Origin of the sequence: Pseudomonas sp. Z1-12, assembly GCF_051132015.1 — a bacterium.
Taxonomy (GTDB): Bacteria; Pseudomonadota; Gammaproteobacteria; order Pseudomonadales; family Pseudomonadaceae; genus Aquipseudomonas; species Aquipseudomonas zanjanensis.
This window is the reverse complement of record NZ_CP071647.1, coordinates 1,657,568-1,671,254: the sequence shown is the minus strand read 5'-3', so window position 1 is coordinate 1,671,254 and position 13,687 is coordinate 1,657,568. Positions and strand designations below refer to the sequence as shown.

Here is a 13,687-nt window from a genome sequence, read left to right as displayed (position 1 = left end):
GATCAGCTCAATTCAATGCGATCCGCATGAATGACAATCTGCCCATTCTTGTACAGCGCACCAATGGCCTTCTTGAAGTTGCCCTTGCTCACGCCGAACAGGCTGCTGATCAGCGCCGGGTCGCTCTTGTCGCTGACCGCCAGGGTGCCGTTGTTCTCACGCAACTTGGCGAGGATCTTCGCGTTGAGGCTGGTGGCGGCCTCCTGGCCAACGGGCTGCAGGCTCAGGCTGATCTTGCCGTCCGGACGGATTTCCTTGATGAAGCCCTTTTCCTGTTTGCCGGCGCGCATGAACTTGAAAATTTCATTCTTATGGATCAGGCCCCAGTGCTTGTTGTTGATGATCGCCTTGAACCCCATGTCGGTGGCTTCGGCGACCAGCAAATCCACTTCCTGGCCCGGCGTGTAGTTGGCCGGGGTCTTGTCCAGATAACGATCCAGGCGCGCCGTGGCGGTGATGCGGCGGGTATGCTTGTCGAGGTAGACGTGCACCACGCAGTATTCGCCGGCGGTCATCTGGCGCTTTTCTTCGGAATACGGCAGCAACAGGTCCTTGGGCAGGCCCCAGTCCAGGAACACGCCGATGCTGTTGATCTCAACCACTTTCAGGCTGGCGAACTCACCGACCTGAACCTTGGGTTTTTCCGTGGTAGCGATCAGTTTGTCGTCGCTGTCCAGATAAATGAAAACATTGAGCCAATCTTCATCTTCGCTGGGAATATCCTTGGGAATATATCGATTGGGCAGCAGGATTTCGCCGTCCGCACCGCCGTCCAGATATAAACCGAAGTTAGTGTGTTTAACCACTTGCAAACTGTTGTAGCGCCCGACTAAAGCCATTTCCAATACCCTCATTGCGTGGGCGGCATTCTACCCGGTTTTGCGGTGCGATTCGTGGCCGCCGGCACGGTTTGCCGACAAGGCCCGGCACAACCTTTGATTTTCCTGGGTTTTCCCCCCGGACACGGCCATTCGTCAGGCGAGCGGCGGTGCGTACCGCTTGCCATCGGCACATTATTTTTTGCACGGTTGTTATTTAAAACAGGGGCTTAGGGCAATAATTGGCGAATAATCGCGCATTATTCCCGTCACGCCGACGATAATTCAGAAGGATATTTGCCAAGCAATTGTCAAGTATTTCCTGTACGATGCCTGGCCCAATTAATTATCTACAGGTTAATGGCCGTCATGCGCGTAAAAGCATCCAACAGCAAAGCAAAGCCAGCTCCAGCCGTTGAAACCAGCGAGTCGATCAACGACCAGATCGCTGCGTTCCTCAAGTCCGGCGGCGAGATCCAGCAAATTGCCAAAGGCGTCAGCGGCCAGACATTCGGCCCGTCCAAGCAGATCAGCCTGGGCAAGAAGTAACCTGCGCGTCACCTGGTCCCAAAGCGCTTTGAGCTTCGAAGCGCTTGGACTGGAACCCTTCCCCGCCCCATCCATTTCCCAAAAATCGACGAACGGCCTTCGCTGCCGAGCATTCGCCGGTATGCTTGCACCTCTCTAGCCCAAGCGTTTCAGCTTAGTTCCTGCTCCTCGCTATTTCATGGAGTGAAGCATGCGCATTCCTATTGTCCTGCTGATGATCAGCCTACTGTCCTGTTCTCTCGCTCACGGGCAGGTTTTCCAGCGCGAACTCGGCGACTTCGACCTCAAGCTTGGCACCACCCCCAGCCGCAGCATGGCCCAGGGCCTGGTCACGCCGTCGAGCACCGGTTCGTTCCATGGCGGCCTTGACCTGAGCCACGACAGCGGTTGGTACGTCGGCCAGTGGTCACCCAGCGCCGGCCTATCCGCCGATCTTGAAGTCGATTCCTACATGGGTTTTAAACAACCCTTCGACCAGACCCTGGGCTACGAAGTCGGCCTGATCCACTACAGCTACCCCACCGTCGATACCCTCGACAGCCAGGCGTTCTACGGCGGCCTGACCGTACTAGGCAGCCGTTTCGGCGCGGCCCTGAGCAACGATCCGGACAAACAGAACAGCACACTGTTTGCCGACCTGGGCGGCAATGTGCCGTTCGGCATTGGCATCAGCGCCAAATACACCACCCACCAACTCAATACACCGGTCTCGGTCGAGAACGGTTCTGTAGGCAGTTTCAGCGACTGGTCACTGAAAATTTCCCGCCCCTGGATGGGCATCGACCTGGACCTGATCTACAGCGACTCAAGCCTCAGCGGCAGCAGCTGCTCGGCGTACTCCGGCCACAACAGCGAATGCGACAGCCTGCTGACCCTCAAGATGGCCCACCCTTTTTACTAAGCGTTACGCATTAATCAGCTGAACTGCTGCGCGCCTGCCATGCTCAAACAAAGCACTTACGCCTTTGCAAGGACTCGCTCATGTCGCGCTGGTTAACACGCACCGCCATGTTCATCGCCATGCTCTTCGTGCTCACCGCTTGCAGCCGCGTCGGGCTGGCGTACCGCAACCTCGACCTGATCATTCCCTGGACCCTCAACGACTATCTGGACATCAAGGGCGAGCAAAAAGACTGGTTCAACGAACGCCTCAAGGACCACCTGACTTGGCACTGCACCACCCAGCTGCCCGGCTACCTCGACTGGCTGGATCGCCTCAAGACCATGGTGCAGACCAACCAGGTCACTGACGAAGCGCTACAACAGCGCACCCGGGAAGCCAAGGCCGCCATCGCCGAAACCGCCCGGGCAATCACCCCCTCGGCCATCGAACTGCTGCAAGGCCTGAGCGACGACCAAGTTGCCGACATGGACGCTGCCTTCGTCAAGGACCAGCGTAAACGCCAGCAGCAATACCTCAAGCCGACGCTGCAGGAGCAGATCCAGCAACGCAGCGAACGCATGGTCAAACGCCTGGACGACTGGCTCGGCCCGCTCAACGATGCCCAGCGCCAACGGGTGATGGCCTGGTCCACTGCCCTCGGCGACCAGAACCAGCAATGGATCGCCAACCGCGCCCATTGGCAAAACCAGTTCAGCGAAGCCGTGGCCCAACGCCACAGCCCGGATTTCCCCAAACGCATCGAGCAGCTACTCGTCGACCGCGAAAGCCTCTGGACTCCAGCCTACCGCGAGGCCTTCAGCAAAACCGAAGCCCAAGCCCGCAGCCTGCTGGTGGACCTGATGGCCGAAAGCACCCCGCCCCAGCGCGAACAGCTGTTGAAGAAAATCGACGGGGTGAAGAAAGATTTCACTGACTTGAAGTGCCTGAAGGCAGCACGCTCTTAAAAATCACTGAGATCCTGTGGGAGACCCAATGTGGGAGCGAGCTTGCTCGCGATAGCGGCAGAACAGGCAACACATCTGCTGAATGTCAGACCGCTATCGCGAGCAAGCTCGCTCCCACAGGGTTCAGTGTCAGGCTGTCAGGCTGTCAGGCTGTCAGGCAATCTGCGCCTTCGAAGCCACTTCATCAAAGGTAAGCTCATCCAGCGCGTCTTCCTGCTCATCCAACACCTCGCGTGGATGATCATCGCCCGGAATGCTGCTGTCGATCAGGCTCAACAAACTTGAGCCACGGCGCGTCAGAATAAAATTCTCACCGTTGCCACCCTGATCCTCGGGCCGCGGCTCGATATAGCCACGCTCCAGCAGTAACTTTTCATACTCCCCGGCGACCGCTTTCAGATGATCGAGGTTCTCGATTTCCCCGCCTTCAGCCGCTTTCGCCGCCGCGTACTCCTCCGCATAAACCCGAGGAGCAAAGCTTTGGCCAGCGCCGTTCTGCACTTCGTGCAACAACCGTTCGATCAAGTCCCAGTTATAAGTCGTCATCCTGGTCCATCCTCTAAAGAGTGAGATGCCTACCTAGGTTGTGACCGAGGCGCCACGCCACCGTTCAGCCGGGTTGGCGGACGGGCCATCCCGCCAGCCGACCAACGGCCTGTCGAATTCACCCCAGGCCAAACGACCAATGAGTGAAGCGCCGACTTGAGCAACTGCCTACAGGAGAAATCACCATGAACGTAGAGAATCATCCAGTCGTCTCGCGGGAAGAATGGCTCGCCGCCCGTCGCCAGCACCTGGCCCACGAAAAAGCCTTCACCCGCGAACGGGACAAACTCAGCGCCGAACGCCGCGCCCTGCCCTGGGTAAAAATCGACAAACCCTACCGCTTCCAAGGCCCCCACGGCGAACTGAGCCTGGCCGACCTGTTCGGCGGCCGCAGCCAACTGATCATCTACCACTTCATGTTCGGCCCCGGCTGGACAGAAGGTTGCCAGGGCTGCTCCTTCCTCTCCGATCACATCGACGGTGCCAACCAACACCTGGCCCACCACGACGTGGCCGTGGTCGCCGTCTCCCGCGCGCCCTTCGCCGAATTCCAACCCTTCAAACGCCGCATGGGCTGGGCCTTCGACTGGGTGTCATCTGAAGGCTGCGACTTCAACTACGACTTCGGCGTCAGCTTCAAAACCGAAGACACCGCCGCCGGAAAAGCCACCTACAACTACGAAAAAAACGACACCACCGAAGGCGAACTCCCCGGCCTGAGCGTCTTCTATCGCAACGAAGCCGGCGACATCTTTCACACCTACTCCACCTACGCCCGCGGCCTCGACATATTGGTCGGCACTTACAACTACCTCGACCTGACGCCCAAGGGCCGCAACGAAGAGGAAATCATGGACTGGGTGCGGCATCACGATAAATACGAAGAGGCCAAGCCCCATGGCTGCTGCCACGGCTGATACGCCAACCCGCCCAGTCGAGCGCGAGCCCTGTGGCTAGGGAGCTTGCTCCCGCTCGACTGTGCAGCAGTCGCCTGTTTGTTATTCGAAACGACTATGAAGCCTGCCCACGAAGCCATTCCAGAAAGATCAGCACCGCTGTGTTTTCCTGGCGCGATCGCACGGCATAAGAATAATGGCCGGTCAGCACACGCTGCGGATCTACGAGAGACAGCAACCTTCGCTGCAACATAGTCGCTACAAAAATTTCCGGTACCACGACCACCCCGAGACCTTCAAGCGCAGCCTGAATCGCGAGGACTGTGTTATCGAACTCCAATGTCGGCTCAAGAAAAGATGACTGAATCTGATGATGTGCGCCCCATTGCGACCAAAGCGTAGGCCTGGAGCGTGCGCCTATCCGGGGAATTTCTTTGACGATTTCCGGGAGGCTGAACGGTGCTCCCGGAAGCAATCTCGGGCTGCCGACAAGAACGGACCACTCCTCCAGAAAAGGTTGATAAGCCAAGTCGCCCAGGTCTGCCGGATCACGGCGAATATGCAGATCGACTCTAGTCGACAGTGTGATCGGGCCACCGGAAGTCCCGAGTTGCACTTCAAGGCCCGCCTGCGCCTCGCTGAACGAAGCAAGGCGTGGCAGAAGCCAGTGCATCGCGAACGTCACACCCGCATCCACGCGTACCACCGCCTTATGACCACCACGACGCAGAAGGCTGACTTCCGCGGCGACGGAAGCCAGCTTATCACCCACCCGAGCCTGCAACTCCACGCCTTTGGGGGTGAGTTCCATTTGGTGCGCGCCACGTTCAAAAAGCCGGAACCCCAGGTATGACTCAAGGGCCTGGATCTGTCGACTGACTGCACCGGGGGTAACGCACAACTCGTGCGCGGCCTTACGAAGGCTGCCGCACTGGGCCACCGTGGCAAAAGCATAAAGTGCCGTTAAAGGGGGACGAGGGGACATGGTGGGCCGTTGAGTTTTTCTCAATGCAGCACGAAAAGAAGTCGATTGTGACACCGGCATGACATCGACAAGACTTGCTCATCGCCATAGGGGGCCACGCGGAACGCCATTCCCCGGAGGCGAAACGGCGCTGCCAACCGCACGCCCTGCAACCGAGTCATCGAATGCTTATCAGGAGCAAGGGATGGAAAAGTCACGAACGACGACCACTGAAAAGCGAAGAGCCCGTATTCGATCTGCTTTGCAAGAGAAGCGCTGCCTGCGTCTCCTCGAAGCCCACAGTCCGATTGCTGCGTTGCTTGCTGAGTCCATTGTTGTCACCGATTCCTTCGGCCGAGAGATTTCCTATGACGGCTTCTGGTCCAGCTCGCTGACGGATTCGACAGAACGCGGAAAGCCAGACACCGAAGTTTTAACTATCCATGATCGATTACTCAACATCAACGAAATATTTGAGGCTACCACCCTGCCGTTAGTTGCCGATGGCGATACGGGCGGGCTCGCCGAACACTTCGCCTTCCATGTTCGCTCCATGGAGCGCCTGGGGATTTCGGCGGTCGTGATCGAAGACAAGCGTGGCCTCAAGAGGAACTCTTTGCTGGGCATGGAAGTATTCCAGGAACAAGAGGACATCGAGTCCTTTTGCCGGAAAATCCGCATCGGTAAAGCCGCACAGATCACCCCGGACTTCATGGTGATCGCCAGGATCGAGAGCCTGATACTCGAGGCGGGGATGGAGGACGCCCTGAAACGTGCCCGTGCCTACGTCGAGGCAGGGGCCGACGGCGTAATGATCCATAGCCGGATGACTGATCCGGGTGAAGTCATGGAGTTCGCACAGACGTTCAAAGCAGAGCATGAAGAAGTGCCTCTGGTCTGCGTGCCAACAAGCTATTCACAAACATCTTTCGAAGATCTTCAGGCCGCCGGATTCAATGTCGTGATCTATGCCAACCACATGCTTCGATCGTCGTATCAGGCGATGCGGTCGGTGGCCGAAGGCATCCTGCGCCATGGGCGGTCCCTTGAGGTGGAAGGCAGCTGCCTGGATGTAAAGGAACTACTAAGCATCATTTCGTCGGGACTCGGCGAAACGACGCGAAGTTCATCTGCTTGACCATTGATAAAACCTTATTGCAAACGACATCGGTAATGACTGGGAGGTCCGTCATGCGAAATGACATTATCTTGGAAGACACGACTCTTAGAGACGGGGAGCAGGCACCGGGCGTAGCTTGGGCGCGGCCTCAAAAGTTGGAACTGTTGCGCGCCTTGATCGAGGCTGGAGTCCGCTGGATTGAGGTTGGAATCCCCAAGATGGGCGGCGATGAATTGTCGTTCGTGGCTCAAGCACGCGAATATGCCGATCAAGCCAGACTGATCGCTTGGAACAGAGGCCTGTACGACGATATAGAGCAGTCCATGGCGCTCGGATACGACGCGATCCACATTGGTCTGCCAACGTCGGACATTCATCTCCAATCCAGCGTCGGAAAGAGCCGTGAATGGGTATGCCAGCGGGCGGTCGAACTCATCAAGACTGCCAAGGATCGCGGGGTCTTTGTGTCCATCAGTGCCGAAGATGTCGGGCGGACCGAACTCCCTTTCCTGCAGGAGTACGCCGGTCGAGTCCACGAAGCCGGTGCTGACCGCCTCAGGCTATCCGACACGATCGGAATCCTGAACCCCGAATCTTATGCTGAGCGAGTCCGGGCCGCTAAACAGGCAGCCCCAATAGACTTGCAATGCCATTGCCATAATGACTTCGGTCTCGCAGTGGCTAATACCCTCGCAGGTTTGCAGGCGGGTGCCCGGTACTTCCATGTCTGTGTCAATGGTATTGGCGAACGCGCGGGCATGCCGGACCTGGCCCAGACTGTGCTCGCGTTAAAGCACCTATACGGGCACGACATCGGCGTGGACACGACTCAACTTCCAAGGCTGTCACGCCTGGTTTCCACACTGACGAAAACGGCCATCGAGCCGTGGCGACCGGTTGTAGGAGCAAACGTCTTTGCCCATGAATCAGGCATTCACTCCAACGGCACACTCAAGGATGCAAAGTCCTTTGAGCCCATTGCGCCGGAAGAGGTTGGCGGCCAACGGCGAATTGTGATCGGAAAGCATTCTGGAAGAGCCGCACTCGCTCACGTGCTGGGGCAACAAGGCGTGGATTATGACGAGAAGAGACTCAACGAACTCTTGGAGCATGTGCGTACCCTGTCCATCGCCAAAAGCGGCGAGGTACTGGCGGAGGAGCTGGTGAGCCTGTACCGCGACCTTCCTGAACAAGGGCGTTCGTTGCCAAACTGAACGCCATAAGGGGCCGGGCTTAGCTTTGTGACGCCAGAAGCGGCCATAGACGAACAAGGGGGTTTGCCATTGGGAAACGTTGGCGTGTACGAGGCAGTGTTGGTCGCCGCCGTTGCATTCTTTGCCTCCCTGATCGGAGGCGTTTCAGGCTTCGGCACGGGATTGATCCTGCCCATCGTACTGGTGCCCATTGTTGGTGTTGAGAATGTGATCCCCCTCATGGCGGTCGGCATGGTCCTGACCAACGGGAGCCGGGCATGGGCGTTTTGGCGGGCTGTCGAGTGGGCACACGTCAAGAGGCTATTGTATGGTGGCTTGCCCTGTTGCGCCTTGGGCGCTTACAGCTACACCTTGTTGTCCTCACGGTGGATTTACCTCCTGCTCAGTGGGGTCATGTTTTGCAGCATCGTGTTCCGACGGCTGCGTTCGTCATCCAACCACCGTCTTGGTCCCCTCGGAGAACGCATTTGCGGCGCGGGGTTTGGCCTGGTCAACGGGGCAATGACCGGGACGGGGCCGGTCCTCAGTACCATCCTCTTGTCGTCGGGGCTGTACGGGGCTCCGCTCATTGCGACCGACGCGGTCATCTCATTGACGATGGGACTGGTCAAGGTGGCAGTGTTCGGCGGATTCCAGCAGCTCGACGCCAAACTTTTGTTGGGAGGGCTTTTAATCGGTCTGGCAACGGTGCCCGGGGCGTTTGTCGCCCGTTATTTATTGCGTACTGTGACGCCGGGCGGGCATTCGATTTTAATGGAGGGCGTGGTGTTTATCGGTGCGGTTATGCTGCTGGTGCGGGGCTTCTACTGAAACTTGGCCTGGTTGGGGCTGCTACGCAGCCCAGCGGGAGCAAGCTCCCTCGCCACGAAGGCAGGGCCAAATTCAGGTTTGGACTTCAATAAAAAACCGGACTCAAAGTCCGGTTTTTTATTGATAGCGTGTTGCTTCTGCTTCACGCAGCAGAGCGGTCCCCTTTGCGACCTTCCCTACTCAAGGCGTTTGGCTGCTACTTGCCCGTACTCTCCACCACATCCTTATTCTGAAAACCCAAAGAGTATTTCAGGGCCCGTGCATTCATGGTTTTAGGATCCGGCAAGCCTACGGTTTCGGGGTTCGAAAAGCCGGTGGGGCGAGCGGAGCTACCGATATTGATGGCATCGAACAGGAAGCTGAAACCTTGCTTCAATTGGCTCTGGGCAATGCCGTGACACCCCATGCAACCGCCCATGGTCAGGGTGCTTTTCGTGCTGTGGTCATAATCGGGCACCCTGATGTTCAGGAAATCGCGAGTATTGGTCAGGACGCTGTCCTCTGGAATGGGAAATGAGTTGCTACCGCGAAACAGCTGGATCCCCGGCTGGCTGCTCTCGACCATGATATTGGCCAGGTAGTAATCCGGGTCCGTTTGCTCGCTCGACGGGATAGCCTGCACCCCTTTAAGTTTGTAATGCTTCCAGACCGAATTGGTGAATTCGCTGCTCCCGTTCATCAGCGCTTTGACCTGATCGTTGACCGCAGCGACTTCGTTAAAGACGGTTTGCGGTTGCACTACGGCAATCGGACCGGCCTGCCCCTCAGGTATCCCCTTGGTGCCGGAGTAGATTTGCGGATTAACGCTCGACTGTACGAAATCCTCCCTGGGCAGGGTAACCGTATGGGTTGTGTTGCCATCAGAGAAGGTCGCGACCGGTGGATTAGGCGCTACTGCTGAGGAGGAAGAGGGGGGATAGTCAATCTTGTTGTAGTTGGCGATGTAGTAGAGACCGGTCGGCTTGCCGTCAGGTAATGTCAAGGCATCTTCATGCTCGAACGTGGCGAAGATGAAGGTCGGGTAGTTGGGCGTCTTATGGATAATGTGCAAGGCGACCAAAGCGTAGTCTTCATTGTAGGCAACCGGATTAGCGTCGGTGCCCCGATAGGTCACCACAGTTGCCGTGTGGTAGCGCGATTGATTCGGTACTGGAATGTCTGCCAGCTTGCGCCATGCCGCCTTGACCTCCACCGCGCCGTCGGGCAGAACGATATTGGTCTTGGGATAGCTGGTCAGGCCCTTTGCATACTCGTAGATGACAGGATTCGCTTTGGCCTCAAACAGGATCTGACTGTCATTTGAAGGGGCATAGTCACCCCTTGCATCTGTTGTCGTCGCCGCATTTGGAGGATTCACCGGAAAAAATATGGCGTTCTGACCGATTTGAGTCGCTTCATCCAGATTGTTGTAATGACTAAAGGTAGCGCCTGAGGTCAAAGGTATACCCGACTTGATAAATTTGGTGTAGCTGTATTGCGGGTCAGAACCAAACGGACGCGTAGGTCCGCCTGCGCCGTTTTTATTGATTGCCGGAAACAACTCAGTACGGTGCGCGAAGGTTTGCCATAACAACGGGCTGGGAGATTTTGAGACTTTGCCCGAATCAGCAAAACTGCTGGCGGGATTGCCGACGCCGCGGTTAGCGGGCAATGGTGCCGCAGCCGTATTGTTGAGGGCGAAAAAGCTGCGCCAGGCGAACGTTGCGTAATCGGTATGGCTGAGGCCTGTGGCCAGATCGGCCGGCAGTTTCGGGTTGCGTGCGGTTAGATCGCTTGTGGTAATGGCGTAGGAAACGCCCAATCCCGAGGGAAAGGCGGAACGTCCGGAATAAGCGAAATAGGGCGCCCATTCAAGTCCATTGATTGAACCGGTTGGGCCGGTTGAACCGGTGGTATAAAAAATATTGGGGCCACTGCTGATGAACAAGCGCTCATTGACCATCACTGCACTGTTCAGGGAACTGCCAGGTATACCCCTCAGTCGCTGCTTCTCGCCCCAGCTACCACCCCGGTCATAAGTACGCTCGAACAGGCCGCCGTTAAAAAAAGTGTAATAAACCCTCAAAGCACCGTTGTAGACGACAGGTACCAGATTCACGATCGTGTCGGGACCTTCTTGGAATGCGGTTTTTTCCGGGCTCCATTTAAGGCCATCATAGGTCACGTAATAAGCAGCCTTACCACGGTTTTCATTATACAAAACGAACAACTGACCGTTATAGACGACAGGCTTGTTGCTCGCGGCCGTATGGACGGTCGGAACAAGGCTGACAGCAGGCGGCCAGCCGGTGCCATCCAAGGAGCTGATAGTATTTAAGCGACCTTGCGCATCGGCAAAGGTCAGTACCAGTCTTTGCTTGAATACGGTTGCCGAGACATCGGTCAAGATGCTGCCCACCGGGATGAATTTTGGAGCGGACCAGTTTTTCCCCTCTACTGAAGTGGAATAAAAGATTTTTTTCTGATCGTCTTGACTGGTCCAGAACATATAGAGCTGGCCCTTGAACGACTGCACCACCGGAACAGTGTATGTGGTTTTGAATGGCACAGTGGTCGTCGAAGAAGGTTTGCCGCTTGAGGCAGCTGGATCATCAAAGACATCGACGATAATTCCGCCACCTTGTAAGAGCGGCGTGGCGGTAATCAGTCTTTCCGCATAGGCCGATGAGAGCACAGATAAACCACACAGACACAACATCAACCGACCAAGTATCGTTCTAAGGCTCATAGGTTCATTCCTTGAGTGATTGACTACCTCAGGTCATACATATGCCTGGATAGTTATTCCATTTTTCTAAGACATGATCCGTACCGACAGCGAAGTGTCCAGGCTCAACCGTTTTTGTAGTCACCTCCGTTTTATTCATGGCTACGCATGGAGTGGGAAGCAGATGTGTAGCGGGCGCATCTTCCATGGTAGTCGACGGTTTAATATCAGCGAGGGGAACCTCAAAAAAGATCTCAAGTGACGTCGGCTTAGGGTGAACTTTCCACCCGACCCGGGCCTCAACCCATTACCTGCCCAACAAGGAATATGAGGCCCTGCCATGAAAACCCTCATCAAACTTACCCTCGCCGCCACCCTCACCTGCGCCCTGCCCGCCTGGGCCGCTTGTACACCTGAGGAGGCGACCATCAAGCGTGAACAACTGGCGGATAAAATCGCCAAGCTCACCGAACAGGATCCGTCCAAGGCCAAGGAGATGAATGACGAGTTGAAGGCTATGGATCTGGAAACATCCAGCAAGGAGGTGCCAGATAAGTGCCAATTGATCGATAAGCGCCTGCAGGAGCTGGAAGAGGCGCAGAGGAAAGCGGAGTGATCGCCGAGCGAGCACGGCCAGCTTTTGTGGCGAGGAAGCTTGCTCCCGCTGGGGTGCGAAGCGCCCCCAAACCTGAGCGTCAACATCAGGGCTGATAAACAAGTGACCCTCTCGGGGCTGCTGCGCAGCCCAGCGGGAGCAAGCTCCCTCGCCACAAGAGCCTGTGTTGGACGTAAGGCTGAGTAACCGCCCATAAAAAAACCGGACCCAAGGTCCGGCTCTTTTTAGCAAGCGCTAACGCAGCCTCACTCAGCCGCTGGCGCCTCTGGCTTGCGCCGCTTGAGCGGGGCCAAGCCGTCCTTGCTGACCAGCGACGGGGCGTCGGACTTCGGGCGATTGGCGGTCTTGCGTTTGGTCGGGCCCTTGGCGCCGGCTTTTTTCTTGTCGCCCTTGGCGTCGACCTTTTTCTTCTTCACGCCAACGGCCTTGCCCGACGCCTTGACCTTCTTCGGTCCGCCGTAAGTACCTTTGACTTCCTTGATGGTGCGGCGCTCGAAGCTCTGCTTGAGGTAGCGCTCAATGCTCGACATCAGGTTCCAGTCGCCGTGGCAGATCAGCGAGATCGCCAGGCCGTCGTTGCCGGCGCGGCCGGTACGACCGATGCGGTGCACGTATTCATCGCCACTGCGGGGCATGTCGAAGTTGATGACCATGTCCAGGCCATCCACGTCCAGGCCGCGGGCAGCGACGTCGGTCGCGACGAGGATCTTCACGCCGCCCTGCTTGAGGCGGTCGATGGCCAGCTTGCGGTCCTTCTGGTCCTTTTCGCCGTGCAGCACGAACGCCTTGTAATCCTGGGCAACGAGCCGGCCGTAGATGCGGTCGGCCATGGCCCGGGTGTTGGTGAACACGATGGCTTTTTCGTAGGTCTCGTTGGCCAGCAACCAGTTGACGATCTGCTCTTTGTGCTGGTTGTGGTCGGCGGTGATGATCTGCTGCCGGGTGGTGGAGTTCAGTTGGCTGACCGCGTTGAGCTGCAAGTGCTCGGGGTTGTTCAGCACCTTGGCGATCATTTCGCGCAGGCCCGAACCGCCGGTAGTCGCGGAGAACAGCATGGTCTGCTGGCGGTTGACGCACTCGTCCACCAGGCGCTGCACGTCTTCGGAAAAACCCATGTCCAGCATGCGGTCGGCTTCGTCCAGCACCAGCACTTCGACTTCCTTGAGGTCGAGATTGCCGGCGTTCAACTGCTCGATCATCCGCCCCGGCGTGCCGATCAGGATGTCCGGCACCTTGCGCAGCATGGCGGCCTGGACCTTGAAGTCTTCGCCGCCGGTGATCAGGCCGGACTTGATGAAGGTGAACTGCGAGAAGCGCTCCACTTCCTTCAAGGTCTGCTGGGCCAGTTCACGGGTCGGCAGCAGGATCAGGGTCTTGATGCTGACGCGGATCTTGGCCGGGCCGATCAGGCGGTTGAGGATCGGCAGCACGAACGCGGCGGTCTTGCCGCTGCCGGTTTGCGCCGTCACCCGCAGGTCACGCCCCTGGAGCGCGAGCGGAATAGCCGCTGCCTGCACCGGCGTTGGCTCGACAAATTTAAGCTCGGCCACGGCTTTGAGCAGGCGTTCGTGCAGGGCGAATTGGGAAAACACGGGTGCT

13 protein-coding genes and 1 pseudogene are annotated in these 13,687 nt (G+C 57.3%); 8 read left to right on the top strand and 6 right to left on the bottom strand.

Annotated elements, in window-relative coordinates; genetic code table 11:
• Positions 1 to 2 precede the first annotated feature (2 nt).
• Positions 3 to 839, bottom strand: a complete 837-nt coding sequence (locus tag J3P85_RS07530) for a CvfB family protein (RefSeq protein ID WP_186704614.1) — start codon at positions 837 to 839, stop codon at positions 3 to 5.
• 339 nt (positions 840 to 1,178) lie between these two features.
• On the opposite strand from J3P85_RS07530, the gene J3P85_RS07525 reads away from it, so the two are divergent.
• The 3 genes from J3P85_RS07525 (at position 1,179) to J3P85_RS07515 (ending at position 3,215) form a co-directional block, all read left to right on the top strand.
• Positions 1,179 to 1,367: a hypothetical protein gene (locus J3P85_RS07525; RefSeq protein ID WP_018607615.1), complete on the top strand. Its 189-nt coding sequence runs from the start codon at positions 1,179 to 1,181 to the stop codon at positions 1,365 to 1,367.
• 190 nt (positions 1,368 to 1,557) lie between these two features.
• On the top strand, positions 1,558 to 2,268 hold the full coding sequence (locus J3P85_RS07520; protein WP_250961995.1) for a TorF family putative porin: 711 nt from the start codon (positions 1,558 to 1,560) through the stop codon (positions 2,266 to 2,268).
• 80 nt (positions 2,269 to 2,348) lie between these two features.
• Positions 2,349 to 3,215, top strand: coding sequence for a DUF6279 family lipoprotein (locus J3P85_RS07515; protein WP_434705353.1), 867 nt, complete (start codon positions 2,349 to 2,351; stop codon positions 3,213 to 3,215).
• 153 nt (positions 3,216 to 3,368) lie between these two features.
• On the opposite strand, the gene J3P85_RS07510 is transcribed toward J3P85_RS07515, so the two are convergent.
• On the bottom strand, positions 3,369 to 3,761 hold the full coding sequence (locus tag J3P85_RS07510; RefSeq protein ID WP_434705352.1) for a transcriptional regulator: 393 nt from the start codon (positions 3,759 to 3,761) through the stop codon (positions 3,369 to 3,371).
• A 185-nt stretch (positions 3,762 to 3,946) separates the two neighbouring features.
• Here J3P85_RS07510 and J3P85_RS07505 point away from each other — a divergent pair, with 185 nt between their 5' ends.
• On the top strand, positions 3,947 to 4,678 hold the full coding sequence (locus J3P85_RS07505) for a DUF899 domain-containing protein (protein WP_434705351.1): 732 nt from the start codon (positions 3,947 to 3,949) through the stop codon (positions 4,676 to 4,678).
• 94 nt (positions 4,679 to 4,772) lie between these two features.
• On the opposite strand, the gene J3P85_RS07500 is transcribed toward J3P85_RS07505, so the two are convergent.
• Both J3P85_RS07500 and J3P85_RS07495 read right to left on the bottom strand, forming a co-directional pair.
• On the bottom strand, positions 4,773 to 5,468 hold the full coding sequence (locus tag J3P85_RS07500) for a LysR substrate-binding domain-containing protein (protein ID WP_434706333.1): 696 nt from the start codon (positions 5,466 to 5,468) through the stop codon (positions 4,773 to 4,775).
• Between the two features lie 39 nt (positions 5,469 to 5,507).
• Positions 5,508 to 5,642, bottom strand: a pseudogene (locus J3P85_RS07495) (LysR family transcriptional regulator); the annotation flags it as partial.
• A gap of 184 nt (positions 5,643 to 5,826) precedes the next feature.
• Between J3P85_RS07495 and aepX the strand changes: the two are divergent.
• From aepX to J3P85_RS07480, 3 genes are all read left to right on the top strand, one after another.
• Positions 5,827 to 6,759 carry a phosphoenolpyruvate mutase gene (gene aepX / locus J3P85_RS07490; protein ID WP_434705350.1) on the top strand — a complete coding sequence of 311 codons (933 nt, stop codon included), beginning with the start codon at positions 5,827 to 5,829 and terminating at the stop codon, positions 6,757 to 6,759.
• A 53-nt stretch (positions 6,760 to 6,812) separates the two neighbouring features.
• Positions 6,813 to 7,955 carry a homocitrate synthase/isopropylmalate synthase family protein gene (locus J3P85_RS07485; RefSeq protein WP_434705349.1) on the top strand — a complete coding sequence of 381 codons (1,143 nt, stop codon included), beginning with the start codon at positions 6,813 to 6,815 and terminating at the stop codon, positions 7,953 to 7,955.
• A gap of 84 nt (positions 7,956 to 8,039) precedes the next feature.
• On the top strand, positions 8,040 to 8,765 hold the full coding sequence (locus J3P85_RS07480) for a sulfite exporter TauE/SafE family protein (protein ID WP_434705348.1): 726 nt from the start codon (positions 8,040 to 8,042) through the stop codon (positions 8,763 to 8,765).
• Between the two features lie 196 nt (positions 8,766 to 8,961).
• On the opposite strand, the gene J3P85_RS07475 is transcribed toward J3P85_RS07480, so the two are convergent.
• Positions 8,962 to 11,493, bottom strand: coding sequence for a sialidase family protein (locus tag J3P85_RS07475; RefSeq protein WP_434705347.1), 2,532 nt, complete (start codon positions 11,491 to 11,493; stop codon positions 8,962 to 8,964).
• A 319-nt stretch (positions 11,494 to 11,812) separates the two neighbouring features.
• Here J3P85_RS07475 and J3P85_RS07470 point away from each other — a divergent pair, with 319 nt between their 5' ends.
• The gene (locus tag J3P85_RS07470) at positions 11,813 to 12,088 is read left to right on the top strand and encodes a hypothetical protein (RefSeq protein WP_186704603.1); all 276 of its coding nucleotides are present in this window, start codon (positions 11,813 to 11,815) and stop codon (positions 12,086 to 12,088) included.
• 245 nt (positions 12,089 to 12,333) lie between these two features.
• On the opposite strand, the gene J3P85_RS07465 is transcribed toward J3P85_RS07470, so the two are convergent.
• A complete protein-coding gene (locus J3P85_RS07465; protein WP_434705346.1) occupies positions 12,334 to 13,680 on the bottom strand; it encodes a DEAD/DEAH box helicase in 1,347 nt (448 codons plus the stop codon).
• Positions 13,681 to 13,687 lie beyond the last annotated feature (7 nt).

Bases quoted from the DNA above. Each gene is read 5' to 3' on its own strand.
- J3P85_RS07530 (WP_186704614.1), bottom strand. From the start codon at position 839: ATGGCTTTAGTCGGGCGCTACAACAGTTTGCAAGTGGTTAAACACACT.
- J3P85_RS07525 (WP_018607615.1), top strand. From the start codon at position 1,179: ATGGCCGTCATGCGCGTAAAAGCATCCAACAGCAAAGCAAAGCCAGCT.
- J3P85_RS07520 (WP_250961995.1), top strand. From the start codon at position 1,558: ATGCGCATTCCTATTGTCCTGCTGATGATCAGCCTACTGTCCTGTTCT.
- J3P85_RS07515 (WP_434705353.1), top strand. From the start codon at position 2,349: ATGTCGCGCTGGTTAACACGCACCGCCATGTTCATCGCCATGCTCTTC.
- J3P85_RS07510 (WP_434705352.1), bottom strand. From the start codon at position 3,761: ATGACGACTTATAACTGGGACTTGATCGAACGGTTGTTGCACGAAGTG.
- J3P85_RS07505 (WP_434705351.1), top strand. From the start codon at position 3,947: ATGAACGTAGAGAATCATCCAGTCGTCTCGCGGGAAGAATGGCTCGCC.
- J3P85_RS07500 (WP_434706333.1), bottom strand. From the start codon at position 5,468: ATGGAACTCACCCCCAAAGGCGTGGAGTTGCAGGCTCGGGTGGGTGAT.
- aepX (WP_434705350.1), top strand. From the start codon at position 5,827: ATGGAAAAGTCACGAACGACGACCACTGAAAAGCGAAGAGCCCGTATT.
- J3P85_RS07485 (WP_434705349.1), top strand. From the start codon at position 6,813: ATGCGAAATGACATTATCTTGGAAGACACGACTCTTAGAGACGGGGAG.
- J3P85_RS07475 (WP_434705347.1), bottom strand. From the start codon at position 11,493: ATGAGCCTTAGAACGATACTTGGTCGGTTGATGTTGTGTCTGTGTGGT.
- J3P85_RS07470 (WP_186704603.1), top strand. From the start codon at position 11,813: ATGAAAACCCTCATCAAACTTACCCTCGCCGCCACCCTCACCTGCGCC.